Source organism: Streptomyces sp. GESEQ-4, from assembly GCF_017948455.1.
Classification (GTDB): Bacteria; Actinomycetota; Actinomycetes; order Streptomycetales; family Streptomycetaceae; genus Streptomyces.
In genome coordinates, this window is the sequence record NZ_JAFFSU010000024.1 from 1 (window position 1) to 25,337 (window position 25,337).

Consider the following 25,337-nt stretch of genomic DNA (forward strand, 5'->3'; position numbering starts at 1 on the left):
GGGGGGGGGGGGGGGGGGGCGGGGGGGGGGGGGGGGGGGGGGGGGGGGGGGGGGGGGGGGGGGGGGGGGGGGGGGGGGGGGGGGGCGGGAGGGGGGCGGGGGGGGGGGGCGGGGGCGGGCGTGGCCGCGGCGGGGGTGGCGGGCTGCTGCACCGCCGCGGCACGGGCGGCGGCGGCCTTTCCGGCGCCGAAGCCGGAGCTTCCGGGGGTGCCGGAGGCAGGCTCGGCGGCGGGAGCGGAGGAGGCCGGAGTCGCGGAGCCGGTCTGCTGGGGGGTGCGCGGGGAGAGCGCGCGGAACTTCATCGTGCCGTCGGGGGCCTCGTCGGTGCCGGGGCTCGCGGACGCGGGCGTCGCGCCGGGGCCGGGTGTCGGCCGGCGGAAGACGAAGGTGTTGCCGGAGGCGACGCCGTCCGACTCGGCGGGCGGGATGGTCGCCTCGCCCTCCGTGCGGGCGGTGGCCTGGCCGTCCGGCTGGGCCTGGGGGTCGGCGGGCACCCTCGGGTCGGCGTCCTGCCCGGCGCCCCAGGAGACGCGGCGGTCCTGGTCGCCGCCGAAGCCGGTCTGCCGGGAACGGTCGGCGCCCCACGCGGACGCCGGCTCGGGCCGGCTGCCGTACTGGGCGTCGCCCGGACTGGGAGCGCCCGACGCACCCGCCGGTTCCTCGTCGAAGAAGTGCGGGCCCGTCTCCTCGACCTGCGCCGGAGCCGGGTCTTCGCCGGTCGGCGGGGCGAGCGGCTCGCCGTCCGTGGGGGCCGGACGGCTGGTGCCCGGAACCCAGGAGGTGCCGTTCCAGTACCGGACATATCCGGGAATGGAGGGGTCCGGGTAGTAGCCCTCGCGGGGCCTGTCGTCACCTGGGGCCGGGGTTGGGGCGCTCATGTCCGTCGTCCCGTATCTGCTCGGGGGTCATCTGGGGGCCTCCAACATCTACCAGACCGGCGCAACAACCACCGCCCGTCCCGTAGGACCCACCCCTTTCCGGGCAACCTCGTACACGTACTTCACACGACCCGGAGCCAAGCGACGCCGCTCGGAGAAAAAAGTTACGGGAACCCGCGTAATGGTTCCGGCTCTCCCCTCTCTCCACTCGTACGGGCCCACGCCAGGGCCCATCGAGAGCGACATGAGAAGCGACACGAGAGAGGAAACACGCCTTATGTACAGCGTGGTAGAGCGGGAGCTGGAGCTGAGGCTCATCCTGTCGCCGGAGCGGAGCATCCCGGTCCCGGCCCGGCTGAGCTTCCGCAGCGACGACCCGTACGCCGTCCGCATCTCCTTCCACATCACCTCCGATGCCCCCGTGCACTGGACCTTCGCCCGTGAGCTGCTCGTCGAGGGCGTGTTCCGGCCCTGCGGCTACGGGGACGTACGGGTGTGGCCCACGAAGGCCGAGGGCCGCAGCGTCGTCCTGATGGCGCTGAGTTCACCCGACGGGGACGCCCTGCTGCAGGCGCCCGCCGCCCAGGTCTCGGCCTGGCTCGAGCGCACGCTGCGGGTGGTGCCCCCGGGGACTGAGGGCGAGCAGCTGGGAATCGACGACGCGCTCGACCAGCTGCTCGCCCAGTGACCGTAGGAGAACTCGTAGGTCAGAAGAGCTTGCCCGGATTCAGGATGCCCAGCGGGTCGAAGACGGACTTCACGGCCCGCTGCATCTCCACCCCCACCGGGCCGATCTCTCGGGCCAGCCACTCCTTCTTCAGCACGCCCACTCCGTGTTCGCCGGTGATCGTGCCGCCGAGTTCCAGGCCGAGGGCCATGATCTCGTCGAAGGACTCGCGGGCCCGGCGGGACTCGTCGGGGTCCTGGGCGTCGAAGCAGACGGTCGGGTGCGTGTTGCCGTCGCCGGCGTGGGCGACGACGCCGATGGTGAGCTGGTACTTCTCGGCGATCCGCTCGGTCCCTTCGAGCATGTCGCCGAGGCGCGAACGGGGCACGCACACGTCGTCGATCATCGTCGTGCCCTTGACCGCCTCCAGCGCGGTGAGCGACAACCGCCGTGCCTGGAGGAGGAGTTCCGACTCGGCCAGGTCGTCCGCCGGTACGACCTGGGTGGCGCCGGCCGCCTCACAGAGCGCGCCGAGGGCGGCGAGGTCGGCGGCCGGGTCCGGGGTGTCGAAGGCGGCCAGCAGCAGCGCCTCCGTCGACTCGGGCAGTCCCATGTGCGCCAGGTCGTTGACGGCCTTCACCGTCGTACGGTCCATCAGTTCGAGGAGGGACGGCACATGCCCGCCCGCCATGATCCGGCACACGGCGTCGCACGCGGCGGCCCCGGACGCGAACTCGGCCGCCAGCACCAACTGCTGCGGCGGCTGCGGCCTCAGCCCCAGGATCGCCCGTACGACGATGCCGAGCGAGCCCTCCGAGCCCACGAACAGGCGGGTCAGGTCGTACCCGGCGACGCCCTTCGCCGTGCGGCGGCCGGTGGTCATGAGCCGCCCGTCGGCCAGGACGACGTCCAGGCCGAGGACGTACTCGGCGGTGACCCCGTACTTCACACAGCACAGGCCGCCCGACGCCGTGCCGATGTTGCCGCCGATCGTGCACATCTCCCAGCTGGAGGGGTCCGGCGGGTAGTACAGGCCGTGTTCGCCGACCGCGCGGGACAGGGCGGCGTTGATGACGCCGGGTTCGACGACGGCGATACGGTCCACCGGGTTGATCTCGAGGATGCGGTCCATCTTGATGAGGGACAGCACGATGCAGCCGTCGGAGGCGTTCGCCGCGCCCGACAGGCCGGTGCGGGCGCCCTGCGGGACGACCGGGACGCGCAGCTCGGTGGCGACGCGCATGACGTGCTGCACCTCTTCGACCGTGCGCGGCAGTACGACCACGGCGGGGGCGCCGGCCGGGCAGAAGCTGGCCATGTCGTTGGCGTAGGCGGCCGTGACGTCGGGGTCGGTGAGAACGGCCTCGGCGGGCAGGCCGCTGAGCAGGCGGTCGAGAAGGTTGCCAGTCGCTTCGTCGCTAGGCGCTTCGATACGGCTCATGATCACAGGTTCGCACCCGGGGCCATCGGTGTGAACCCCGTCCGCACAAGGCTTCGGGTGCGGGGATGCGGTCGTCGTATTGACGCACAGTGAGCGCCATGGGGAACCAAGAGGAAGCGCCGGCCGAGGTGCGCCCGCCTGTTGCCCGCTGGGTGCCGCTCGCGGCCGTCGCCGCGTGCGCCGTACTCGGTGTGGTGCTGATGCTGCTGCCCGGGGAACGGCCCACATCGCGGGTTCCGGCTCCGGCGCCGGGGGCCCAGGCGCTGACGGCGGTCGGTTCCGGGGTGCCGGCCGCGCTGCCCGGCCTGGCGGCGCTGATCGGCGAGCGCGAGGCACGGGTGCGGGCGCATCCCGAGGACGCGCGGTCCTGGGCGGTGCTCGGGACGGCGTACGTCGAACAGGGGCGGCGGATCGCGGAGCCGTCCTACTTCCCGCGGGCCGAGCAGGCGCTGCGGACCTCGCTGCGGACGCGGGTGGAGGGGAATGTGGAAGCGCTGACCGGGATGGCGGCGCTGGCGAACGCGCGGCGTGACTTTCCGGCGGCGCGGAAGTGGGGGCAGGCCGCGCTGGAGCTGGACACGAAGCGCTGGACGACGTATCCCGTGCTCATCGACGCCTGTACGGGGCTGGGCGATCACAAGGCGGCCGAGCGGACGCTGGACCGGATGCTGGAGCTGCACTCCGGGCCCGCCGCCCTCGCGTGGGCCGGTGCCGTCTACCGCGACCACGGCCGGCGCGAGGACGCCGCCGCCGCGCTGGCCGACGCGGCGGCCGGAGCAGAGGCGCCCGCCGAGAAGGCCGCGTATCTGGAGCGGGGCGGGCAGCTGGCGTTCGAGCGCGGGGACGTGGAGGTCGCGCTGCGGCACTTCCAGGAGGCGGTCCGTATCGACCCCGACCAGCGGGCCGCGCAGGCCGGGCAAGGGCGGGCGCTGGCGGCGCTGGGGCGGACGCCGGAGGCGCTGAACGCGTACCAGATGGCCCTCGCCAAGCAGCCGCTGCCGCAATACGCCCTGGAACTGGGCGAGTTGTACGAGTCGCTGGGGCTCGATCAGGCGGCGCGTGTGCAGTACGACCTGCTGCGGGAGCGGGTGCGGAGCGCGGCGGCGGGCGGGGCCGACGAGGAGCTGGTCCTCGGGCAGTTCGAGGCGGACCACGGGGACCCGGAGGCGGCGGTACGGCGACTGCGCGCCGAGTGGCAGCGCCAGCCCGGGATCGCCGTGGCCGACGCGCTGGGGTGGGCGCTGCACCGGGCCGGGCAGCACGAGGAGGCGCTGAAGTTCGCGGTGCGGGCGACGGACGAGAAGCACGGGGGTGGGGTGCGCAGCGCCCTGTACGCGTATCACCGGGGCATGATCGAGGGCGAGTTGGAGCTGTACGGGCCGGCCCGGCGGCACCTTCAGGAGGCCCTGCGGATCAACCCGCACTTCTCACCGTGGCGCGCTCCCACGGCACGGGAGGCGTTGCGAGGGCTCGGCGACCTGCCGGCCGACGAGCCCCTGCCTACATAGTTCTCCTGGCTACAGGTTGCCCCGCTTCTCCTGCTCCCGCTCGATCGCCTCGAACAGGGCCTTGAAGTTGCCCTTGCCGAAGCCCATCGAGCCGTGGCGTTCGATCAGCTCGAAGAAGACGGTCGGGCGGTCCTGGACCGGCTTGGTGAAGATCTGCAGCAGGTAGCCGTCCTCGTCGCGGTCGGCGAGGATCTTCAGCTCGCGCAGGGTCTCGACGGGCACGCGGGTGTCGCCGACCCACTCGCCGAGGGTGTCGTAGTACGAGTCGGGGGTGTCGAGGAACTGCACGCCGGCCGCCCGCATCGTCCGTACCGTCTGGACGATGTCGTTGGTGTTGAGCGCGATGTGCTGGACGCCCGCGCCGCCGTAGAACTCCAGGTACTCGTCGATCTGGGACTTCTTCTTGGCGAGGGCGGGCTCGTTGATCGGGAACTTGACCTTGAGGGTGCCGTCCGCGACCACCTTGGACATGAGCGCGCTGTACTCGGTGGCGATGTCGTCGCCCACGAACTCCTTCATGTTCGTGAAGCCCATGACCTTGTTGTAGAAGCCGACCCATTCGTTCATGCGGCCGAGTTCGACGTTGCCGACGCAGTGGTCGACGGCCTGGAAGGTGCGCTGCGTGGGCGGCTGGACGAGCGGGGTGGCGGCGGTGAAGCCGGGGAGGTACGGGCCGTCGTAGCCGCCGCGTTCGACGAGGGTGTGGCGGGTCTGGCCGTACGTGGCGATCGCGGCGAGGACGACCGTGCCGTGCTCGTCCTTCAGCTCGTACGGCTCGGTGACCGAGCGCGCGCCGTGCTCGACGGCGTACGCGTACGCGGCGCGGGCGTCCGGGACCTCGATGGCGAGGTCGATGACGCCGTCGCCGTGCTCGGCCACGTGCTCGGCGAGGAAGTGGCCCCAGGTGGTCGCGGGCTTGATCACCGAGGTGAGGACGAAGCGGGCGGAGCCGTTGGTGAGGACGTAGCTCGCGGTCTCGCGGCTGCCGGTCTCCGGTCCGGAGTAGGCGACGAGCCGCATGCCGAAGGCGGTGGAGTAGTAGTGCGCCGCCTGCTTGGCGTTGCCCACGGCGAAGACGACCGCGTCCATTCCCTTGACCGGGAAGGGGTCGGCCTGCCGGGCGGTGTCGGGAGTGTGGTGTGTGGTCTGCGTCATAGCGGAAGCCTCGCGCCGGTTCGCAAGGTGCGCAATAGTTTGCGGAATTGCTGGGCAATGTGACCAGTGCAGCGCCCGTTTCTGCGGGCTTCCTGTACAGGATGACCACCCCTGGAGGGCCCGTATGGCGATCGATCGACTGGACGGGCGGATCATCGGGCTGCTGGCCCGGGAGCCACGGATCGGGGTGCTGGAGATGTCCCGGCGGCTGGGGGTGGCCCGGGGGACGGTGCAGGCGCGGCTCGACCGGCTTCAGTCGAATGGCGTCATCCGGGGGTTCGGGCCCGAAGTGGATCCGGCGGCGCTCGGCTATCCGGTCACGGCGTTCGCGACGCTGCAGATCCGGCAGGGGCAAGGGGCCGACGTACGGGCGCACTTGGCGACCGTGCCGGAGGTGCTGGAGCTGCACACCACCACCGGCACCGGGGACATGCTGTGCCGGCTCGTGGCCCGCTCGAATGCCGATCTTCAGCGGGTGATCGACCTGGTTGTCGGTTTTGATGGCATCGTCCGGGCCTCCACCGCGATCGTCATGGAGAACCCTGTTCCGCTGCGGATCATCCCGCTGGTGGAGCAGGCGGCGGAGGACCTGGGCAGCGGACGGGAGTGATACCGAGCCTCTGAGGTGACCGCGGGTGAACTTCTGGGAGTACCTGGGCAACCGGCATCAGCAGTTGCTCGCGGATGCCGGGCAACACGCCAGCGCGGTCTTCCAGTGCATGGTCGTGGCGACCGTGCTGGGCGTCCTCATCGGGATCGTGACCTACCGGAGCGAGTGGGCCGGAAGCCTCGCCACGACGACCACCTCGACGATTCTGACCATCCCGTCGCTCGCCATGATCGGTCTGCTCATCCCGATCGTCGGGCTGGGAGTGCCGCCCACGGTGATCGCGCTGACCCTGTACGGGCTGCTGCCGATCGTGCGCAACGCGATCGTCGGACTGCGCGGGGTCGATCCGACGCTGGTGGACGCGGCGAAGGGCATCGGGATGTCTCGCGTGGCCCGGCTGGCGCGGATCGAGCTGCCGCTGGCCTGGCCGCCGATCCTGACCGGGATCCGGGTCTCCACGCAGATGCTGATGGGCATCGCGGCGATCGCGGCGTACGCCTCCGGGCCCGGCCTCGGCAATGTGATCTTCCGTGGGCTGGCCTCGCTGGGCAGCAAGAACGCGATCAACCAGGTGCTCGCGGGAACGCTCGGGATCATCATCCTGGCGCTGTTGTTCGATGCCGCGTACGTCCTCATCGGACGGCTGACCATCCCCAGGGGGATCCGTGCCTGAGACCTCCGTGGCCTCCGCAGCTGAGACCTCCGAAGCCGAGAAGGCGACCTCGACCTCCGGTGCCTCCATCGAGCTGGAGAACCTCACCAAGCGGTATCCGGGGGCCCCGCAGCCGGCCGTCGACAGCGTGAACATGGAGATCAAGGCGGGCGAGATCGTCATCTTCGTCGGGCCGTCCGGCTGCGGGAAGTCCACGACGCTCAAGATGATCAACCGGCTGATCGAACCGACCGGCGGACGCATCCGCATCAACGGCGAGGACGTCACCGACATGGACCCGGTGAAGCTGCGCCGCAACGTCGGGTACGCCATCCAGGCGTCCGGCCTCTTCCCGCACATGACGGTCGCCCAGAACATCGCGCTGGTGCCGAAGATGATCGGCTGGCCGAAGGCGCGGATCAGAGCGCGGGTGGAGGAGATGCTGGACCTCGTCGGGCTCGACCCGGGCGAGTTCCACGGCCGCTATCCGCGCCAGCTCTCCGGCGGTCAGCAGCAACGCGTGGGCGTGGCACGGGCGTTGGCGGCGGATCCGCCGGTGCTGTTGATGGACGAGCCGTTCGGCGCGGTCGATCCGATCACCCGCGATCACCTCCAGGACGAGCTGATCAGGTTGCAGCACGAACTGCACAAGACGATCGTCTTCGTCACCCATGACTTCGACGAGGCGATCAAGCTCGGTGATCGCATCGCCGTGCTGCGCGAACGGTCCCACATCGCCCAGTTCGACACCCCGGAGGCGATCCTCACCAACCCCTCCGACGACTTCGTATCGGGGTTCGTCGGCGCCGGGGCGGCGCTGAAGCGGCTGAATCTCACCCGCGTACGGGATGTGGAGATCACCGACTATCCGACGGCGACCGTCGACGATCCGCTCCAGCAGATCTTCAACCGGCTGCGGACGAGCGGCACGAACGAGGTCCTGCTGCTCGACAAGCGCGGGCGGCCGTACAAGTGGCTGCGGCGCGGCGACATGATGCGGGCCAAGGGTTCGCTGGCGCGGGCGGGCACGCTCGTGCACGACACGGTGACCAGGGACGCGACCCTGCGGGACGCGCTGGAGGCGGTGCTGACGGACAGCGCGGGCCGGGTGGCCGTGACCGGGCGGCGCGGCGAGTACACGGGCGTCGTCGACATGGAGACGCTGATGAACTCCGTGCACGAGCTGCTGGACGCCGACCGGCTGGACGCCATGGAGCACCAGCACGAACTGGAGGAGATCCGGGCCCAGCAGACGCACGCCGAGCAGGAGGGCGTCGGAGGGGAGAAGAAGGCGTGAGAGGAGAAGGCGTGGCCGCCTCCGCCGACCGGCGTCCCGAGGGCGAGCACGAGGTCGAGGGCCACGCCTTCCGGGACGAGGGCGAGGCCCCCGGCGACCAGGAACCGCCGCCGCCACGGGCGGTGACGCGGCGCCGGATCGGCTGGCGCAAGCTCACCTTCCTGCCGGTCGTCCTCATCGCCGTGCTGCTGGCGACCTGGCTGTGGTTCGAGCAGGCCGACCTGGACCCCCTCTCCGAGAACGCGCTGTCGGACGGCCAGGTGTCCAAGGCCCTGTGGCAGCACATCCAACTCACGGTGATCTCCACGTTCTTCGTGCTGATCATCGCGATCCCGCTGGGCATCCTGCTCACCCGCAAGGCGTTCCGGAAGGCGACCCCGGTGGCGATGGCGTTCGCCAACATGGGCCAGGCGACGCCCGCGATCGGCCTGCTCGCCCTGCTGGTGATCTGGCTGGGCATCGGCCGGAGAGCGGCTCTGATCGGCATGATCATCTACGCCGTCCTGCCCGTGCTGTCGAACACGATCGCCGGCCTGAAGGCCAACGACCCGAGCCTGCTGGAGGCCGCCCGCGGCATCGGCATGTCCCCGCTCGGCGTGCTCTCCCGCGTCGAACTGCCGCTGGCGGTCCCGCTGATCCTGGCGGGCGTGCGGACGGCGCTCGTCCTGAACGTCGGTACGGCGACGCTGGCGACGTTCGGCGGGGGCGGCGGGCTGGGCGTACTGATCACGACCGGTATCACCAACCAGCGGATGCCCGTGCTGATGCTGGGTTCGATCCTCACGGTCGTACTCGCCCTGCTGGTGGACTGGCTGGCCTCACTGGCCGAACTGCTGCTGCGGCCACGGGGGTTGGAGGTGGGGACATGAGGCGGCGGCTGTGCGCGGTGCTGGCTGTGGCCGTCTTGGTGAGTGGCTGCGGGCTGACCAGCGGATCGCCGATGGTGGACGACGTGCGCCCGGGTTCGATCGGACAGGGCGAGCCGCTCAAGGGCGCCGACCTCACCGTCACCTCCAAGGAGTTCACCGAGCAGCTGATCCTCGGCGCGATCATGGGCATCGCCTTCCAGGCGGCCGGCGCGGACGTGCTCGACCGCACCGGCATCCAGGGCTCCGTCGGCGCCCGCGAGGCCGTCAAGAGCGGCGACGCGGACGGGATGTACGAGTACACGGGCACCGCCTGGATCACCTACCTCGGCAACAGCGAACCCATCGCCGACCCGCACAAGCAGTGGGAGGCGGTGCGGGACGCGGACGCGAATAACGGGCTGACCTGGCTGCCGCCGGCCTCACTCAACAACACGTACGCCCTCGCCATGAACCAGGCCAACTTCAAGAAGTACGGCACCAAGACCCTCTCCGACGTGGCCGCCCTGTCGAAGTCCGACCCGGGCGCGGTGACGCTCTGCGTGGAGGGCGAGTTCGCGAACCGGGCGGACGGGTTGCCGGGGATGCAGAAGGCCTACGGCATGGACGTACCGGCGGGCAACATCACGCAGATGGACACCGGGATCATCTACACCCAGGCGGCGAAGGGCAGTTGCACCTTCGGGGAGGTCTTCACCACCGACGGGCGCATCAAGTCCATGAACCTGGTGGTGATGCGGGACGACAAGAAGTTCTTCCCCAACTACAACGCGGCCCCCTCGATCAACTCCAGGACGCTGAAGGAGTATCCGGCGATCGCGGATGTCCTCGACCCGATCACCAGGCGGTTGGACAACGCGGTGGCGCAGGAGCTGAACGCGAAGGTGGATGTGGCGGGGGAGGATCCGCATCAGGTGGCGTTGGAGTGGATGGTGGAGGAGGGGTTTGTCAGGGAGGGGTGAGGAGGGGCGGAGGGGCGGAGTTCCAAAGGTTTCGCTGCAAAGAATCCGTTGCAAAGGACTCTTTGCAACGCTACCTTTGTACGCGTGACCGAGCCCGAAGAAGCCAAAGTGCGCGACCTTGATGCCCGTTCGCTGCGCGGGCTCGCGCATCCCCTGCGCATACAGCTGCTGATCGCACTGCGGCGCCATGGACCGGCCACCGCGTCGATGCTCGCCGAGCGGCTGGGCGAGTCGAGCGGCGCCACCAGCTACCACCTGCGCCAGCTCGCCGCGCACGGCTTCATCGCGGACGCGCCGGAGCAGGGCAAGGGACGGGAACGGTGGTGGCAGGCGGCCGACGGTGGCCTGCGGTTGGACGAGAAGCTGCGCAGGGACCCGGATCCCAGTGTGCGCGGTGCGGCCGCGCTGTTCATGCACGAACTGGCGAACGTCCACACCCGGGAGGTCTCGACCTGGGTCGGCACCCAAGGCAGCTGGTCCGTCGAGTGGAACCGCGCGAGCGACATCAGCGACTTCACCCTGCGACTCACTCCCGAGCTCGCCGAGGAACTCGTCAAGAAGATGCACGACCTGGTGGACAGCTACGCATCCCTGCCGTCTCTGCCCGAGGACACCCCGGACGTGGAGACGGTACGCGTCCACACGCACATCTTTCCCAGCCCGCCGCAGTGAGAGGCGACCGCCCGATGCACCCCGAGATCCATATCGCCCTGCACCACGCCCGCGCCGCCGAGTTACGAGCCGAGGCAGCGGCCCATCGCCTCGCGGGCGCCACCGCGAAGCCCGGCCGCCCCCTGCGGACCCGCGTCGGCTGGACCCTCGTAGAAGTGGGCCTGCGTCTGGCCACCCCCAGGCCCTCGGCCCCCGCTCCCAGCCCTAGCAGCTAGGCACGGAACCCTTCCCGCTCTCCAACGCCACCAGCGCACTGACCGCACCCTTGAGGGTGGTCACCGGAATCAGCCGCAGCCCCTTCGGCAGCTCGGACTCCGCGTCGCCGCACTCGTCCTTCGGGACCAGGAACACGGTCGCCCCGTCGCGCCGCGCGGCCTGCGTCTTCAGGGCGACGCCGCCGACCGCGCCGACCGTTCCGTCGGCATCGATCGTCCCCGTGCCGGCGACGCTGCGACCGCCGGTGAGGTCGCCGCCGCTGCCGTTTCCGTCGATCTTGTCGATGATGCCGAGGGAGAAGAGGAGCCCGGCGCTGGGGCCGCCGACGTCGGCGAGCCTCAGGGTGACCTTGACGTTCTTGTCGCTGAGGTCGAGATAGTTCAGCGCGGCCTCGGTCGCCGCGTCCTGCGACGCGCGCATCTGCTCCGTGTTGTGCCGCTCGATCTCCTTGACGCTCTTACCGCTCGGATAGACCGAGTCGCGCGGCATGACCGCCCGGTCCGTACGGAACCACGAGTCGATCACGTCCCCGAGCGAGACGTTCGTATCCGGGTTCGTCGCCTCGATCGTCGTCATCCGCAGCTGCCCGCTCGTGTCCCGAGCCGGCGCCCCGGAGATCGTGATCACCGGCGTCCCCCGGTTCTCCCCCAGCACATCCGCGGTCAGCCCCGGCTGCGTCAACGAAAACGGCAGCGGCGCGAACACCGCCGCTCCGACCAGACCGACGACAGGCAGAGCACAGACCACCAGGGCCTGCGGGCGCGTGAGACGAGAGAGAAACACGGGATCAATCTAACGGGCGGGGTTCGGGATGGTGACCGAGGGCAGGCATGCACGCGGCTGCTGCCGTAGCTGCGGGCAGCCGTCCCGCTCAGCTGCGGGCAGTCGTGCCGCCTGGGGCGGCACGGGTGGGCGCAGGCGGCACCCCGTCAGCGCCGGGCTGCGCGACCCACCCCCACCTCAGCCACCGTGCCGGCGCGCGCCCCACCCCACGGCACCCAGCCCCACCGCACCTCGTTGAAACGCCGGTCAGCGCAACGCCTCCGCAACCTCCCGCGCCGCATCCACCACCCGCGGCCCCACCCGCTCCGGCACCGCATCCGCCAGCATCACGACCCCCACACTCCCCTCGACCCCGGTCACCCCGATCAACGGCGCCGCGGCCCCACTCGCCCCCGCCTCCAACTCCCCGTGCGTCAGCGTGTACCCCGGCTCCGCCACCGCCCGCTGCCGCGCGGCAAGGATCGCCTTGCCCGCGGCCCCCCGGTCCAACGGATGCCGGAACCCCGCCCGATACGCCACGTGATAGTCGGTCCACGTCGGCTCGACGACCGCGACGGCCAACGCCTCCGCCCCGTCCACCAGCGTGAGATGCGCGGTCGCACCTATGTCCTCGGCCAGCGACCGCAGAGCGGGCAACGCCGCCTCCCGCACCAACGGATGCACCTGACGCCCCAGCCGCAGCACCCCGAGCCCCACCCGTGCACGTCCGCCCAGGTCACGTCGTACAAGTGCATGCTGCTCAAGCGTGGCGAGCAACCGGTACACCACGGTCCGGTTCACGCCCAGTTTGTGGGAAAGCTCGGTGACGGTCAGCCCGTGGTCCGTGTCGGCCAGCAGCTTGAGGACACGCAGTCCCCGGTCGAGCGTCTGGGAGGTCTCCGCGGTCACGACGCCCACTCCTTAGTGGTGAGGTCGACGGCCCCCTCGCGGCAGATGCGTCACCGAGTCCCGTCGGTGACGCGCTTCAGAGGCCGCCGATCGGTCGGCGGCCCGGACCGACTGTCCGAACCGCGTCGCTTCACGGCTGCGCTCCGCGGCGGCGCTGCCACGGGGCGTGTGCGTAGCGGGACAGTAGCGAAGGGAGTCCGCTGAGCGGAAGGCTCCGTCCAGAATCCGGTCACGTGCCGGTACGGACTAGCGCTCTTTGCCGGACGATGTACAACCGTTTACCCCAATTTGTACGATGCCCTACGGGCCCCACCTCACCGCATGCGGGTGGCCCACTCCTGCACCTTGGCGATCCGCTGCCGCAGCTGCCCCGCCGTGGCCTCCGCGCTCGGCGGCCCACCGCACACGCGCCGCAGCTCCGTATGAATCACCCCGTGCGGCTTGCCGCTCTGGTGGACGTACGCGCTCACCATGGTGTTGAGCTGCTTGCGCAGCTCCATCATCTCCTTGTGGCTGACCACCGGCCGCCGCTCGGCGGGCAGTTCGAGCAGGTCGGCCTCGGAGTCCGGCTTCTTGCGGCTGTGCGCGATCTGCCGGGCCTGCCGCTTCTGCAGCAGCATTTGCACCTGATCGGGCTCCAACAGCCCAGGAATACCGAGGTAGTCCTGCTCCTCCTCGCTGCCGGGGTGGGCCTGCATGCCGAACTCGGCGCCGTCGTACAGCACTCGGTCGAAGACGGCGTCGGACTCCAGCGCCTCGAAGGGGAGTTGGTCCTGCTCGCCGGTGTCCTCGTCCTGCTGCTGCTCGGCCTCCTGGAGAAGCTTCTCCTCCTCGGCGTACGGGTCCTCCTCGCCCTCCTTCTTGGGCTTGTCGAGGGCGTGGTCGCGCTCGACCTCCATCTCGTTGGCGAAGGTGAGGAGGTCAGGGATCGTGGGGAGGAAGACCGAGGCCGTCTCGCCGCGCCGCCGGGACCGTACGAAACGGCCGACGGCCTGGGCGAAGAACAGCGGCGTGGAGATGGTCGTGGCGTACACCCCGACCGCGAGCCGCGGCACGTCGACGCCTTCCGACACCATCCGGACCGCGACCATCCACCGGTCGTTGCTGCCGCTGAACTCGTCGATCCGGCCGGACGCGCCGGCGTCGTCGGACAGGACGAGCGTCGCCTTCGTGCCCGTGATCTCGCGGATGAGCTTGGCGTACGCACGCGCCGAGTCCTGGTCGGACGCGATGACGAGCGCGCCCGCGTCCGGGACGGCCTTGCGGACCTCGGTCAGCCGCTGGTCGGCGGCGCGCAGCACGCTCGGCATCCACTCGCCGCGCGGATCGAGGGCGGTGCGCCAGGCCTGGCTGACCGCGTCCTTGGTCATGGGCTCGCCGAGCCGGGCGGCGACCTCGTCACCGGCCTTCGTACGCCACCGCATGTTCCCGCTGTAGGAGAGGAAGATGACGGGCCGGACGACGCCGTCGGAGAGGGCGGAGCCGTAGCCGTACGTGTAGTCGGCGGCGGAGCGCCGGATTCCGTCGTTGCCCTCCTCGTAGGCCACGAAGGGGATGGGGTTGGTGTCGGACCGGAACGGCGTACCGGTGAGCGCGAGACGGCGCGTGGCCGGTTCGAAGGCCTCCAGGCAGGCCTCTCCCCAGGACTTGGAGTCACCGGCGTGATGGATCTCGTCGAGGATGACGAGGGTCTTGCGCTGCTCGACGCGGTTGCGGTGCAGCATGGGCCGCACGCCGACACCGGCGTACGTGACCGCGACACCCTGATAGTCCTTGCCGAGCGGCCCCGCGCTGTACTCCGGGTCTAGCTTGATCCCGATACGCGCCGCGGCCTCCGCCCACTGCTTCTTCAGATGCTCGGTCGGCGCGACGACGGTCACCTGCTGCACGACGTGATGGTGCAGCAGCCAGGACGCCAGCGTCAGCGCGAACGTCGTCTTTCCGGCACCGGGCGTCGCCACGGCCAGAAAGTCACGCGGCTGCTCCTGGATGTACTTCTCCATCGCCCCTTGCTGCCAGGCACGCAGCTTGCTGGCGGTACCCCAGGGGGCGCGGCCGGGGAACGCGGGTGACAGGTGATGCGACGACGAGGAGCTGGCGGCGGTGGTAGTCACGGTCTCCGGTGAAGGGGTCGGGCGGCTCGGCTGGGCTGGGTATGACAACCGGGCCACCCTACCGGCGCCGGGTTTCCGTCAGCGGGCGGACTGTGCCGGGTGTGGCTTGGATGGGACTGAGGTCACATGGCTTCGTGCAGCGCCCTCAAGCGGAGGGCGATCAGCCCCACGTCCTCCAGGCCGCCGGATGCCACCTCGATGACAAGCTTGTACGCCTCGTCCTGATCGACTTCGAGCATCTCAGTCCCGTTGAAGTCGAGGAAGACGACGGTGCTCATCCACGCCATACGCTTGTTGCCGTCCACCAGAGGATGGTTCACGGCAAGCGACTGAAGCAGCGCCGCAGCCTTCTCGAAGAGGTCCGTGTACGCCTCGACGCCGAACATCTGCGACTGGGGGCGGTGGACGGCCGAGCTGAGCAGACCCAGGTCACGCACGGCAACCTGTGTCTGCTCCCCGCACGCCAGCTCCGCCAGGTCCAGGACCTCCTGGACCGTGAGGTACTTCATCTACTCCCCCAGCCTCCGCAGCAGGTCGGCATGGCCCGCTGCGTACTTCGCCCCCAGGCGACGGACCGTGGCCCGGTCGGTCTCTTGCTCCAGATACCGGTCGATCGCCTGAAGCACTATGGCGTGCATGCTGCGTCCCTCCTCCTCGGCACGCAGCTTGAGCGCCTCCTGCTGGTCGTCGCGCAGACGAAGGTTCATAGCCATACCACGACGGTACCACCCTTGGGGTCACTGTGGTACTGGAATCAGGTCGCCCGAAGTCGCGTAGTCACCCACGCCCCTACCAGCGCCACCCCCGCCATCGGCAGGAACACCGCGGCGAACGCGGCCGGATGCGAACCCGAGCCCGTCGCCTCCGTCGCCGCATGCGACACCGTGCCGCCACCCAGCGCCGCGAAAGCCGCGCCGCCCGCCGCGAGGAGGAGGACGTTGGAGAGGCCGTCGGATATCTGGAGGGCGGCGGAGTTGGTGCCGGACTCCTCGGGGGCGGAGAGCTTCAGCAGCAGCACACTCGTGGAGGAGATCACCAGCCCCATGCCGAAGCAGCCCACCGCCCAGGCGACGGCAACGGTCCAGGCCGGCACCGACTCGATCAGCACGCTCGGCGCGGCGGCGATCGCGGCCGCCACCAGCACCATCCCGAGCGTCATCAGCCGTTCCCGGTACGGCGCCACCCGCGCCCGCGACTGCACCCACGACCCCAGCGCCCACGTCCCGCCTCCCGCGGCGAGCGAGAACCCGGCCAGCGTCGGCGACAGCCCCCGCTGAGTGACCAGCATCAACGGCACGAACGACTCGGCGGCGATGAAGGAGCCCGCGGCCACCCCGCGCAACAACACGACGGACGGCAGCCCACGGGCCGCCCGGTACGTACCACGCGGCAACAGCCCCAGAGCAGCCGGCACCAGCAGCGCGGCACCCACCACACCGGGCACCACCGACAGCCACCGCAGATCCTGCGCGGCGTACTGCAACAGCCCCGCACCGAGCGAGATCCCGAGTGCGAGCCGGATACGACGCCGATCAAAGGAGGCCCGGCGCACCTGCGCAGGCCCGTCGGACACCGAACCGTCCACCGGCCCCGCCGCCCTCCGCCGTATCTGCGGCAGCGCAAGAGCCAGAGGAAAGACGACGAGCACCGGGATGCCGACGAACACCCAGCGCCAGCCGAGATGTTCGGTCACCGCGCCCGACGCGAGCGGGCCGACAATGGACGGCACGACCCAGCTCGCCGCGAACGCCGCCATGATCGCGGGCTGCAGCCGCCCTGGATAAGCGCGGCCCACGACGACGTACAGCGCGACGATCACCAGCCCGCCGCCGAACCCCTGCACGGCCCGCCCCAGGATGAACAGCCACATCGCGCCCGCCGTGCCGGACAGCAGCAGACCGGCCGCGAAGGAGGCGATGCCTGTCGTCAACGCCCCGAGCGGTCCGCGCCGGTCCGACCACTGACCGGCGAGCACCATGCCGAACAGGCTCGTCGTGAAGTATCCCGAGAACGCGAACGCGTACAGCGACACCCCGTCCAACTCCCGCGCCGCCACCGGCATCGCCGTCCCGACAGCGGTCGCCTCGAAGGCGATCAGCAGCACGACGGAGACGATCCCGACACTGAGCGCACGATGGGAACGGCTCAGAACGGTCTCGTCGCGCTCGGCGCCCGAGTAGGAGCCGTCGGGATCAGCAACGTCGGGGTCGCTCGGTTCGAGGGCGGTCATGGTCGCCAGCGTAAGGGCCACAACCCACGTTGACCCCTGTCGAGAGAACGGCCCCGCCTCAGCCCTTGGTCGTACGACCGCCCCCCACGCCCCGTTTCATGAACGCGGTATGGCAGTCCCGTTGCACGACCCCCGCTTCCCTTGAGCCCCTCCCCCACAGCGCCCTACGGTCGACACGAAGCAAGGCCGTGTGCCCGAGTGGTTGAGGGGCTCGCCTGCAAAGCGAGTTACGTGGGTTCGAATCCCGCCACGGCCTCCAGGAAAGTCCGGCTCAGTTCCCGTCTAGGTTCTCTTCGCGCCGCAGCAGCCACAAGGTGAACGCCAGTGTGGAGAGGTCCGTGTTGAGTGGGTGGGGCAGGGCGTCCCGTTCGCTCCAGTACAGGACCGTCCCTGTCGTGCCGTCGATCACGAGGCTGGTGTCGTCCGCGATGTGGCCGAGGCGTATCAGGTGGGCCGTGCCGGGCGGGAGTACGAGGTCGCCGTCACGCTCGTCCGTGGCGTACTCGGCGAGGGTCCGTGGGGGGACGTCCGTGTCCAGGGTGAACCGGGTGGCCTCTTCGGGGAGGCCCACGTCGCGGAGGAAGCGGCGGGTGGGTTCGTGGGTGAGGGTCGCGGGGAAGTCGACGTCCTCGTAGCGGACGATCGATGCGGTGCCGAACTCCTCGTCCAGCAGCCGTGGCGGTAGGTCGAGGGCGAGGCCGCTGCCGGGCTCGGCGATCCAGGCGAGTGGGCGGATCAGGGCGCCCATGCTGCGGAACGCCGGCATCGCGGTGCCCGTCCCTTCCTCCCAGACCGCCAGCAGTCGGCGGGATGCCTCCGCCACCGCACCCGGCCCGAAGCGTCCCGCGTAGGCCGCGAACTCGTGGCGCAGTCGGGCCAGTTCATCGGCCGCCGACGCGAACCGCACCAGTGTGCGCAGCCGGCCCTCCTGGCGCAGCTCGGCGAGCGACAGCAGCTCATCGCCACCCGGCTGCCGGAGGCACGGCTCCGGCTCCGCTTCACGCCAGACCCCATGGCCCGCCGGTGCTTCCACCCCGAACGGATCCGGCTCGCCCTCGGTCAGGCCGGTCACCGCGATACAACTCACGCTGGTCGTGCTCATGGAATCCCCCGTGCATGAAAGGTCGTTCAGTCCCCGAGCGGGGCGCGGATCGGCAGCACAGACCGCAGCCGTCGTACCAGCGCGGTCACAACCCCCGCCGTCCCCACATCCAGAACACTACGCCGCACCACTGACAACGCCCCGCAGCCCGGCAACGCCAAGGCTGTTGCGTCGCACACAGCCGGTCGGGAGAACCGGTCAGGCGAAGTAGATACCGCCCAGCACTACCACCACCGCCGCGAACACGAACACCAGCGCCCACACCAGCAACTTCCCTGCGCTGGGCGGTGGTTCGTAGCGCGGTGGACCGGGGTCGGGGGCCGTCACTGGCCGGTCACCACCGCGGCCTGCGGGCGGATCGGGAGGCGGTTGACGGGGCGGCCCGTCGCGGCGCGGACGGCGGAGGCGATGGCCGCCGGGGACGTCACCACCGGTACCGCGCTGGCGGCCTTCGCGCCGAAGGGGGCGACCACGTCGCGCTCCTCGACCAGTTTCACGATACGGATGTCGGGCGCGTCCAAGGCCGTGGGCAAGGCGTAGCCCGTGAGGTCGGGGTGGCGGATCAGGCCGCGTGCCGTGCGCAGGTTCTCCGTCAGCGCGATGCCCACGCCCTGCGTGACACCGGCCTCGATTCGGGCCGTCAGCTGGGCGGGGTTCAGGACGCGCCCCACGTCCTGGGCTACGGCCAGTTCGACGACCCGTACCGAGCCGAGTTCGATGTCGACGTCCACGACCGCGCGGATCGCGCAGAAGGCGAGGCCCACGAAGGCGTCGCCCTGTCCGGCTTCGTTCAGGGGCTCCGTCGGGTGCGGGCGGCACTGGGCGGTGGCCCACAGTTCCTTGCCGTCCATCGCCTCGGTGACGGTGGTCGACAGGACTCCGTCGTACGACGTGATCTTGCCGTCGGTGATCTGCAGCAGCTCCGTGGACATGCCGAACTTGTGCGCCAGGGGCTGGAGGAGTTGCGTGCGGACCATCTTCGCCGCGCGCTCCACCGCGCCGCCGGACACCCAGGTGTGGCGGCCCCGGCAGCCCGCGCCCGCCGGTGGCTGGTCGGTGTCGACGGGGGCGACGTGCACCTCGTCGATGCCGAGTGTCTCCTGGACGATCTGCCGGGCGAGGGTGGTGAAGCCCTGGCCGGTCTCGACGGCCGCGCACAGGACGGTGGCGATTCCGTCATGGACCTTGACGGTCGCCGTGGAGACCTCGTCCGCGCCCTCCGCGCCGAGCATGTGGACCATGCCGAGGCCGTAGCCGACTCCCCGGCGCACCGCGCCCGGTTCGCCCGCGCCCTCGGGGCCGCCGGGCAGCAGCCAGTCCTCCTCGGGCGTGTCCTTGGGGAGCGCCGGAAGGGGGAAGTCCCGTACGGCCTGCAGCAACTCCGCCACTGGTGCGGGGCAGGTCACGGTCTGGCCGGTCGGCAGGACGTCGCCCGTGGCGAGCGCGTTGCGCAGGCGCAGCTCCGCCGGGTCGACGCCGAGCTTCTTCGCCAGCTTGTCCATTTGGGCCTCGTACGCGGCGGCGACCTGCATGGCGCCCTCTCCGCGTACGTGGCCGGAGGGCGGGTTGTTGGTGCGTACGGCCCAGCCCTCGATGAACGCGTTCGGGACGACGTACGGGCCGCAGGCGAAAGACACCGCGGCGGCCAGCGCCTCCGAGGAGGTGTCCGCGTAGGCGCCCGCGTCCAGCAGGACCTGCGCCTCGACCTTGACCAACTTGCCCTCGGCGTCCGCGTGGTGGCGGTATCGCAGCAGGGTCGGATGGCGGTGGGTGTGGCCCAGGAAGGACTCTTCGCGCGTGGCGGTCAGTTTGACCGGGCAGCCGGTCTTCAACGCCAGCAGGCCCAGCGGGAGTTGGAAGCCCTGGTCCTCTCGGTCGGCGGTCGCGCCGGGCACGCCGGTGACGACGACCTTCACGCGGTCGGGCTCCAGGCCGTAGCAGGCGGCGGCCGTGTCGCGGTCGCTGTGCGGGTCCGTGGACGCCAGATACAGCTCGACGCCGCCGTCCGGACGCGGCACCGCGAGACCCGCCTCGGCTCCTATGGGCGCGGGGTCCTGGCGGCCGATGCGGTACTGGCCCTCGACGACGATGTCGCCGGCCGCGTCCGGGTCGCCGTGGCGCAGCGGGATGTGGCGGATCAGGTTGCCGTCGGGGTGCAGCGCCTCGGCTTCGAAGGCCTGTTCCGGGTCGGTCACCGGGTCGAGTACTTCGTACTCGACGGTGACGGCCGCGGCGGCCATCCGCGCGGTGTCGGGGTGGTCGGCGGCGACGGCGGCGATGGGTTCGCCGTGGTGGCGTACGACCTCGGAGGCGAACACCGGGCGGTCGGCGCTGCCCCGGCCGTACCGGGGGGCGCCGGGCACGTCCTCGTGGGTGACGACGGCGCGGACGCCGGGCATCTCGCGCGCGTGGGACGTGTCGATCGACACAATGCGCGCGTGCGGGTGCGGTGAGCGTAGGACGGCAGCCCAGAGCAGGCCCTCGGCCCACAGGTCGGCCGCGTACGGGAACGTGCCCTCGGTCTTGGCGCCCGCGTCGGCGGGGTGCAAGGACACGCCGAGGCCGTGCGGGATCTCCTCGGGGGCGGGGGCTGCCTCCGCGGCCGTGGTCGCGGTGGCGGCTTCGTTGCTCACGCCGGGCCTCCGTCCTGTCCGTACGCCTGGTCGTGCGGCTCGAACGCCGACGGGTTGACGCCGCCGGCTCCCGGGCCCGCCTGGTGCGGGATACGTGCCTCGTTCGCGTCCGTCTCAGCGTCGGCCGCGCGGTGCGCCTCGCGTTCGGCCACGACTTCCTTGACGGCGTCCAGGACGCCGCGGTAGCCGGAGCAGCGGCACAGGTTGCCGCACAGCGCCTGGCGGGCCTCGAGTTCGGTCGGCGCCGGATTGCCCTCCAGCAGGTCGTGCACGGTCATCGCCATGCCCGGCACGCAGAAGCCGCACTGCACCGCGCCGCACCGGGCGAGCGCCCGCTGCACGTCGGAGGGGTGTCCCTCCTCCGCGAGGCCCTCGACCGTACGGACCTCGCTGCCGGCCGCGGTGACCCCGGGCACCAGGCAGGAGGCGACGAGCCGGCCGTCGACCTGGACGTTGCACGCGCCGCACTCGCCCTGCGAGCAGCCGTCCTTGGCACCGGCGAGGCCGAGCCGTTCGCGCAGGACGTAGAGCAGCGATTCGCCGATCCAGGCGTCGGTGACGGGCCGGTCGACGCCGTTGACGCGCAGGACGTACGAGGCGAGCGGGTGCTCCTCGCCGGGCGGCGGGGGCGCCTCGTCCTGGGCCTCGGCCCCGGCGGACTCCTCACCGGCCTCCGCATCGGCACGCGACTCCGGCTCCGAGCCCCGCTCCGGCTCCGGCTCCCCGGAACGCTCCACGGCCCTCTCAGCGGCCTCTGCGGCCTCTGCGGCCTCCTGAGCATCCTCGGCCGCCTCGGCTGCCTCACGGGCCCTCTGGGCGGCCTGCGCGGCGGCTACGGCCCTTTCGTGCACGCTCGGTGAGTCCGCTACGGAGGTTCCGTCCGCGGGCTGTTGGTCGTAGGCCCCGTCGGGTACGGGTCGGGAGGGTGCCTCGTCGTGCTGCGGGGCGTGGGCCTGCGCGTGCTGCGCTGCGGCCTCCCCGTGAGCGTCCGCGTGCGGCTGGGCGGGCGCGCCCGGATGCTGCGGCGGGCGGTCCTCCGGGTGCTGCGAGGCGTGGAGTTCAGGGTGCTGCTGGGCGTGCGCGTCCGCGTGCTGCTGTGTCGCGCGTTCCCCGTACTCCTCCGCGTGCGGCTGAGCCGCACGGTCTCCGTGCCCCTCCGCGTGCGGCCGGGCGGGAGCGCCCCCGTGCTGCTGCGCCGGAGTCTCCGGGCGTGGCCTGGTGTACGCCTGCGCGGACACCTCGCCGTGGGTCTGGCCGGGTGCGTCCACCGCGGCGTCGGCGGGAGGCGCGGTGTTCGCCGCGTCCTGCGCCCACGGCTGCCCGGCGGCCTCTGTCGCCCAGGGAGCGGCCGCGCCGCCGGGGAGTGTGGCCGGCGGTGTGCCACCCCACTGCTCGACCAGGGACGACGTGGTGAACTCGCCCGATTCGTCCGGAAGCTCGCCTCCGGCGACGGGGATCGACCACTGCCCGGTCACATCGTGGCCCGGCGCCGCTGCCGTGTGCTCCGCCGATCCCGCCGATCCATCGACGGTCCCGAAGTTCCACTGCCCGGTCGCCCCCGGGTTGTACGAGAACCGGTCGCTCCCGGTGTCCTGGGGCACCGCGTTCGGGTCGGGCCACTGCACCGGTTCGGCGGGCGCCGGCCAGCCGCCGGGGGCCGAGGGGTCGGTCCCGGCGGGGTCGGCCGTTATCTGCGGCGGCACATAGCCATGGCCGGGCGCGGCCAGCGGGCTGTCGGCGGAGGCCAGGAGGGCGTCGATGCCCCCTTCGGGGAGTTTGACGAAGGCGGTGGCGCCGTCGTCGTAGTCGCCCTGGGGCAGCGGGTCCCAGCGGCTGCCGCTCTGGGGCGTGCCCTCTCCGTGCTGGTCGTCGGTCACGACAGCGCCCTCCCCAGTGCTCGTCGGGCCAGCGCGGCGACGGTGCGCCGCAGGTGCAGTACGGCGGGCGGAAGCTGTTGTACGGAGCCGTCCTCGGCCGGGACCGGATCGGGGATGCAGGCCGCGGCGACGTACTCCCCGAAGGCGGCCAGCGCTTCGGGGACGATCGCGCGGCTGTTGTCCCAGTCGATCAGCCGGGCGACCCACTGCTCGGCGTCCAGGGGCCTGAGCGGCATCGGCGCTATGGCACCGACGGCGCACCGCACTCCGCGCCGGGCGGGGTCGAGGACCAGCGCGACCGACGCGACCGCGCGGCCGGGGCCGGTGCGGCCGGTGGCCTTGAGGAAGACCTGCGGGGCGTGCAGCAGGGGCACGCGCACGTACCCGATGAGTTCGCCGCCGCGCAGCATCTCCACACCGGCCAGCAGGTGCGACACCGGGATCTCCCGGCGGGCTCCGCCCGGGCCTGCGATGATCAGCGTCGCCTCAAGGGCGGCCAGTACGGGAAGCGCGTCCCCGGTGGGGGCGGCCGTCGCGATGTTGCCGCCCAGGGTGCCCGCGTTGCGGATCTGCGGCGGGCCCGCCGCGCGTGCCGCGGCGGCGAGCGCCGGGATCAGGGCGGCGAAGTCGGGGCGGCCCATGCGCGCATGGGTGAGACCCGCGCCGAGCAGCGCATGCCCGTCCAGGTACTGCCAGCCGCGGATCTCGCTGATCTTGCCGAGGCCCACCAGTGCGGCGGGCCTGAGCTGTCCGGAGTTGACGGCGGTCATGAGGTCGGTGCCGCCGGCCACGGGAACGGCGGCGGGCATGGCCGTGAGGGCCGCCACGGCCTCGTCCAGCGTCGTAGGCAGCGTGACGGCCTGCGCCGCCTGCGGTGCGCTCGTGGTCAAACCGGCTGCCCCTTCCCGCTGCCCCACCTGGTCCCACCTGTGTTGCCGTACGGTACGTGCTGACAGGGCGGACGTGGCAACTCTGGCACATCTTCGCAGGGCCCGAACGCGGGGGTCCGCTAGGAGGCATTCGCCCCCCTCACCAGCGAGATGGTCCGTTTTCGCACGACATCAACCGTGCGCGCGAATTGCCACTCTTCGGTGACACTTGAGGGCTTTTCCCTGACCTGTTCCCATGCGTGTTCCCATGCGTGCTCCCCTACCTGTCCGGCTACCTGTTCGGCGGCGCCCCCTCGATGGGACGGCCCAGCACGCCCGGCCGCCGCTGCCACGGCAACGGTCCGGCAGGCGGTCGGTAGGCGACTCCCAGGGCGTCAAGTCGCCGGTAGTGGACGGCCATCCGCCGCTCGAAATCGGCGAAGTCCCGTTCCTCGGGGGCGGGCAGTCCGACGCTCCAGGCCACCTCGGCGAAGGCCGCGAGCCTGGGGAACGCCTGGTAGTCCACGCGCGCGTGGTCCTCCATCACCTCGGTCCACACGTTGGCCTGCGTCCCGAGGACGTGCCGGGCCTGTTCCGCCGTCAGCTCGGGTGGAACGGGTTCGAACCGGTAGACGTCCTCCAGGGTGCGGACGTAGCCGATGGGGACCGGCTCGTCCGCACCCCCGTCCTGGCGGTGGTCCAAGTACACCTGCTGTTCAGGGCACATGACGACGTCGTGACCTGCCCGGGCGGCGGCGATTCCGCCCGCGTACCCGCGCCAGGACGACACCGCGGCGCCCGGCGCCAGGCCGCCCTCCAGGATCTCGTCCCAGCCGATGAGCCTGCGCCCGCGCGCGGAGAGCCACCGGTCGAAGTGTCCGATGAACCACGACTGCAGTCCGTCCTCGTCCGCGAGCCCGAGTTCCTTGATACGGGACTGGACGAAGGGCGACTCCCGCCACTGCTCCTTGGCGCATTCGTCGCCGCCGATGTGAATGAACTCGGAAGGGAACAGCTCCAGCAGTTCCTCGAACACCCCCTCGTAGAAGCGAAGGGTGTTGTCAGAGGGTGCGAGTACGTTCAGAGAGACGCCCCAGTTGTCCCAGACCGTGAGGGAGGTCGTGTCGATGACGTCGGTGTTGCCGAGTTCCGGGTACGCGGCGATGGCGGCCTGCGAGTGTCCAGGTACGTCGATTTCGGGGACGACGGTGATATGCCGCTCGGCGGCGTACGCGACGATCTCGCGGATGTCGTCCTGGGTGTAGAAGCCCCCGTGCGGCTTCTCCTCCCACAGCGGTGAGGCCCGGTGGCCGAATTTCGTGCGGGCGCGCCAGGAGCCGACCTCCGTCAGCCGGGGGTACTTCCTGATCTCGATGCGCCAGCCCTGGTCGTCCGTCAGATGGAAGTGGAAGACGTTGAGTTTGTGGGCGGCCATCAGATCCAGGTAGCGCAGGACACCGTCCTTGGGCATGAAGTGCCGGGCCACGTCGAGCATGAGGCCGCGCCAGCGGAAACGGGGGGCGTCGCGGATCTCCGTCAGGGGCAGCCGCCAGGTACGGCCGGGAAGGGGTGCGCGCCGGAAGGCGTCCGGGCCGAGAAGCTGGCGCAGCGTCTGGGCACCCCAGAAGACACCGGCGGGCGAGCCGCCCTGGATGTGGACGCCATGGGGGGCGACGACGAGGCGGTAGGCCTCGGCGTCGAGCCCGGGCCGGACGGACAGATGGAGGACGTCGTACTGGCCCCCCTCCTTGGGCGGCAGCGCGAGCCCGGTCGCCGCGCCGAGCGTCGCGCGCAGCCATCGCGCGGTGTCCTCGGTGCCCGGGCCGGCCTCGATCCCGAAGCCGTCGCCGAGTTCGTAGAAGCGCTCGGTCCGCTCCATCTGGTGAGGTGCCGGAATCAGTTCAGTCACGCCAGTCT

23 protein-coding genes, 1 tRNA gene and 1 pseudogene are annotated in these 25,337 nt (G+C 71.2%); 10 read left to right on the forward strand and 15 right to left on the reverse strand.

The genetic code is table 11. The features are described from left to right. The coding region (locus KCH48_RS33045) for a DUF2510 domain-containing protein (RefSeq protein WP_210579944.1) at positions 1–878 on the reverse strand (878 nt) is incomplete at its 3' end. Between the two features lie 277 nt (positions 879–1,155). Between KCH48_RS33045 and KCH48_RS33050 the strand changes: the two genes are divergently transcribed. Next, entirely contained in the window at positions 1,156–1,566 is a 411-nt protein-coding gene (locus KCH48_RS33050) for an SsgA family sporulation/cell division regulator (RefSeq protein ID WP_210579946.1), read from the forward strand. Between the two features lie 19 nt (positions 1,567–1,585). Here the strand turns inward: KCH48_RS33050 and KCH48_RS33055 are convergent, their stop codons facing one another. Continuing rightward, a complete protein-coding gene (locus tag KCH48_RS33055; protein ID WP_210579948.1) occupies positions 1,586–2,992 on the reverse strand; it encodes an FAD-binding oxidoreductase in 1,407 nt (468 codons plus the stop codon). Between the two features lie 92 nt (positions 2,993–3,084). Here KCH48_RS33055 and KCH48_RS33060 point away from each other — a divergent pair, with 92 nt between their 5' ends. Beyond that, positions 3,085–4,494, forward strand: a complete 1,410-nt coding sequence (locus KCH48_RS33060) for a tetratricopeptide repeat protein (protein WP_210579950.1) — start codon at positions 3,085–3,087, stop codon at positions 4,492–4,494. Positions 4,495–4,503: 9 nt separating this feature from the next. Here the strand turns inward: KCH48_RS33060 and hppD are convergent, their stop codons facing one another. Next, positions 4,504–5,649 (reverse strand): 4-hydroxyphenylpyruvate dioxygenase, encoded by a 1,146-nt coding sequence (hppD, locus tag KCH48_RS33065; protein ID WP_210579958.1) that lies wholly within the window; start codon positions 5,647–5,649, stop codon positions 4,504–4,506. 124 nt (positions 5,650–5,773) lie between these two features. Here hppD and KCH48_RS33070 point away from each other — a divergent pair, with 124 nt between their 5' ends. The 7 genes from KCH48_RS33070 (at position 5,774) to KCH48_RS33100 (ending at position 10,923) form a co-directional block, all read left to right on the forward strand. After that, positions 5,774–6,259, forward strand: a complete 486-nt coding sequence (locus KCH48_RS33070; protein WP_210579960.1) for an Lrp/AsnC family transcriptional regulator — start codon at positions 5,774–5,776, stop codon at positions 6,257–6,259. Positions 6,260–6,284: 25 nt separating this feature from the next. Next, positions 6,285–6,932, forward strand: a complete 648-nt coding sequence (locus tag KCH48_RS33075) for an ABC transporter permease (protein ID WP_210579962.1) — start codon at positions 6,285–6,287, stop codon at positions 6,930–6,932. 7 nt (positions 6,933–6,939) lie between these two features. After that, on the forward strand, positions 6,940–8,208 hold the full coding sequence (locus tag KCH48_RS33080; RefSeq protein ID WP_210580231.1) for a betaine/proline/choline family ABC transporter ATP-binding protein: 1,269 nt from the start codon (positions 6,940–6,942) through the stop codon (positions 8,206–8,208). A gap of 11 nt (positions 8,209–8,219) precedes the next feature. After that, positions 8,220–9,077: an ABC transporter permease gene (locus KCH48_RS33085; RefSeq protein ID WP_210579964.1), complete on the forward strand. Its 858-nt coding sequence runs from the start codon at positions 8,220–8,222 to the stop codon at positions 9,075–9,077. Then, positions 9,074–10,036 carry a glycine betaine ABC transporter substrate-binding protein gene (locus KCH48_RS33090; protein ID WP_210579965.1) on the forward strand — a complete coding sequence of 321 codons (963 nt, stop codon included), beginning with the start codon at positions 9,074–9,076 and terminating at the stop codon, positions 10,034–10,036. Before KCH48_RS33085 ends, KCH48_RS33090 begins: the two co-directional genes overlap by 4 nt. An 84-nt stretch (positions 10,037–10,120) precedes the next feature. Beyond that, complete coding sequence (locus KCH48_RS33095) at positions 10,121–10,708, forward strand: helix-turn-helix domain-containing protein (RefSeq protein ID WP_307841019.1); 588 nt, start codon at positions 10,121–10,123, stop codon at positions 10,706–10,708. A gap of 14 nt (positions 10,709–10,722) precedes the next feature. Further along, positions 10,723–10,923: a hypothetical protein gene (locus KCH48_RS33100; protein ID WP_210579974.1), complete on the forward strand. Its 201-nt coding sequence runs from the start codon at positions 10,723–10,725 to the stop codon at positions 10,921–10,923. Here the strand turns inward: KCH48_RS33100 and KCH48_RS33105 are convergent. The 6 genes from KCH48_RS33105 to KCH48_RS33130 form a co-directional block, all read right to left on the reverse strand. Continuing rightward, positions 10,913–11,707 carry a S16 family serine protease gene (locus KCH48_RS33105; protein WP_210579976.1) on the reverse strand — a complete coding sequence of 265 codons (795 nt, stop codon included), beginning with the start codon at positions 11,705–11,707 and terminating at the stop codon, positions 10,913–10,915. The genes KCH48_RS33100 and KCH48_RS33105 overlap by 11 nt on opposite strands. A 246-nt stretch (positions 11,708–11,953) precedes the next feature. Further along, positions 11,954–12,595: an IclR family transcriptional regulator gene (locus KCH48_RS33110; RefSeq protein WP_210579979.1), complete on the reverse strand. Its 642-nt coding sequence runs from the start codon at positions 12,593–12,595 to the stop codon at positions 11,954–11,956. Between the two features lie 314 nt (positions 12,596–12,909). After that, positions 12,910–14,709 (reverse strand): DEAD/DEAH box helicase, encoded by a 1,800-nt coding sequence (locus KCH48_RS33115; protein ID WP_210579987.1) that lies wholly within the window; start codon positions 14,707–14,709, stop codon positions 12,910–12,912. Positions 14,710–14,831: 122 nt separating this feature from the next. Then, positions 14,832–15,218 (reverse strand): type II toxin-antitoxin system death-on-curing family toxin, encoded by a 387-nt coding sequence (locus tag KCH48_RS33120; RefSeq protein ID WP_210579990.1) that lies wholly within the window; start codon positions 15,216–15,218, stop codon positions 14,832–14,834. Beyond that, complete coding sequence (locus KCH48_RS33125) at positions 15,219–15,416, reverse strand: Arc family DNA-binding protein (protein ID WP_210580233.1); 198 nt, start codon at positions 15,414–15,416, stop codon at positions 15,219–15,221. A gap of 47 nt (positions 15,417–15,463) precedes the next feature. Next, complete coding sequence (locus tag KCH48_RS33130) at positions 15,464–16,939, reverse strand: MFS transporter (protein WP_210579992.1); 1,476 nt, start codon at positions 16,937–16,939, stop codon at positions 15,464–15,466. Between the two features lie 184 nt (positions 16,940–17,123). Here KCH48_RS33130 and KCH48_RS33135 point away from each other — a divergent pair. Continuing rightward, positions 17,124–17,198: transfer RNA gene (locus KCH48_RS33135), tRNA-Cys, on the forward strand. 21 nt (positions 17,199–17,219) lie between these two features. Here KCH48_RS33135 and KCH48_RS33140 read toward each other — a convergent pair. From KCH48_RS33140 to KCH48_RS33160, 6 genes and pseudogenes are all read right to left on the reverse strand, one after another. Continuing rightward, positions 17,220–17,858, reverse strand: a pseudogene (locus KCH48_RS33140) (SUKH-4 family immunity protein); the annotation flags it as partial. A gap of 381 nt (positions 17,859–18,239) precedes the next feature. Further along, complete coding sequence (locus KCH48_RS43025; RefSeq protein WP_307841020.1) at positions 18,240–18,368, reverse strand: hypothetical protein; 129 nt, start codon at positions 18,366–18,368, stop codon at positions 18,240–18,242. Further along, positions 18,365–20,674 carry a molybdopterin cofactor-binding domain-containing protein gene (locus tag KCH48_RS33145; protein WP_210580010.1) on the reverse strand — a complete coding sequence of 770 codons (2,310 nt, stop codon included), beginning with the start codon at positions 20,672–20,674 and terminating at the stop codon, positions 18,365–18,367. The genes KCH48_RS43025 and KCH48_RS33145 overlap by 4 nt, the downstream gene beginning before the upstream one ends. Further along, positions 20,671–22,551, reverse strand: coding sequence for a 2Fe-2S iron-sulfur cluster-binding protein (locus KCH48_RS33150; RefSeq protein ID WP_210580012.1), 1,881 nt, complete (start codon positions 22,549–22,551; stop codon positions 20,671–20,673). The genes KCH48_RS33145 and KCH48_RS33150 overlap by 4 nt, the downstream gene beginning before the upstream one ends. After that, a complete protein-coding gene (locus tag KCH48_RS33155) occupies positions 22,548–23,441 on the reverse strand; it encodes a xanthine dehydrogenase family protein subunit M (RefSeq protein WP_210580014.1) in 894 nt (297 codons plus the stop codon). Before KCH48_RS33155 ends, KCH48_RS33150 begins: the two co-directional genes overlap by 4 nt. A gap of 271 nt (positions 23,442–23,712) precedes the next feature. Beyond that, positions 23,713–25,329: a beta-N-acetylhexosaminidase gene (locus KCH48_RS33160; protein ID WP_210580016.1), complete on the reverse strand. Its 1,617-nt coding sequence runs from the start codon at positions 25,327–25,329 to the stop codon at positions 23,713–23,715. Between the last annotated feature and the right edge of the window lie 8 nt (positions 25,330–25,337).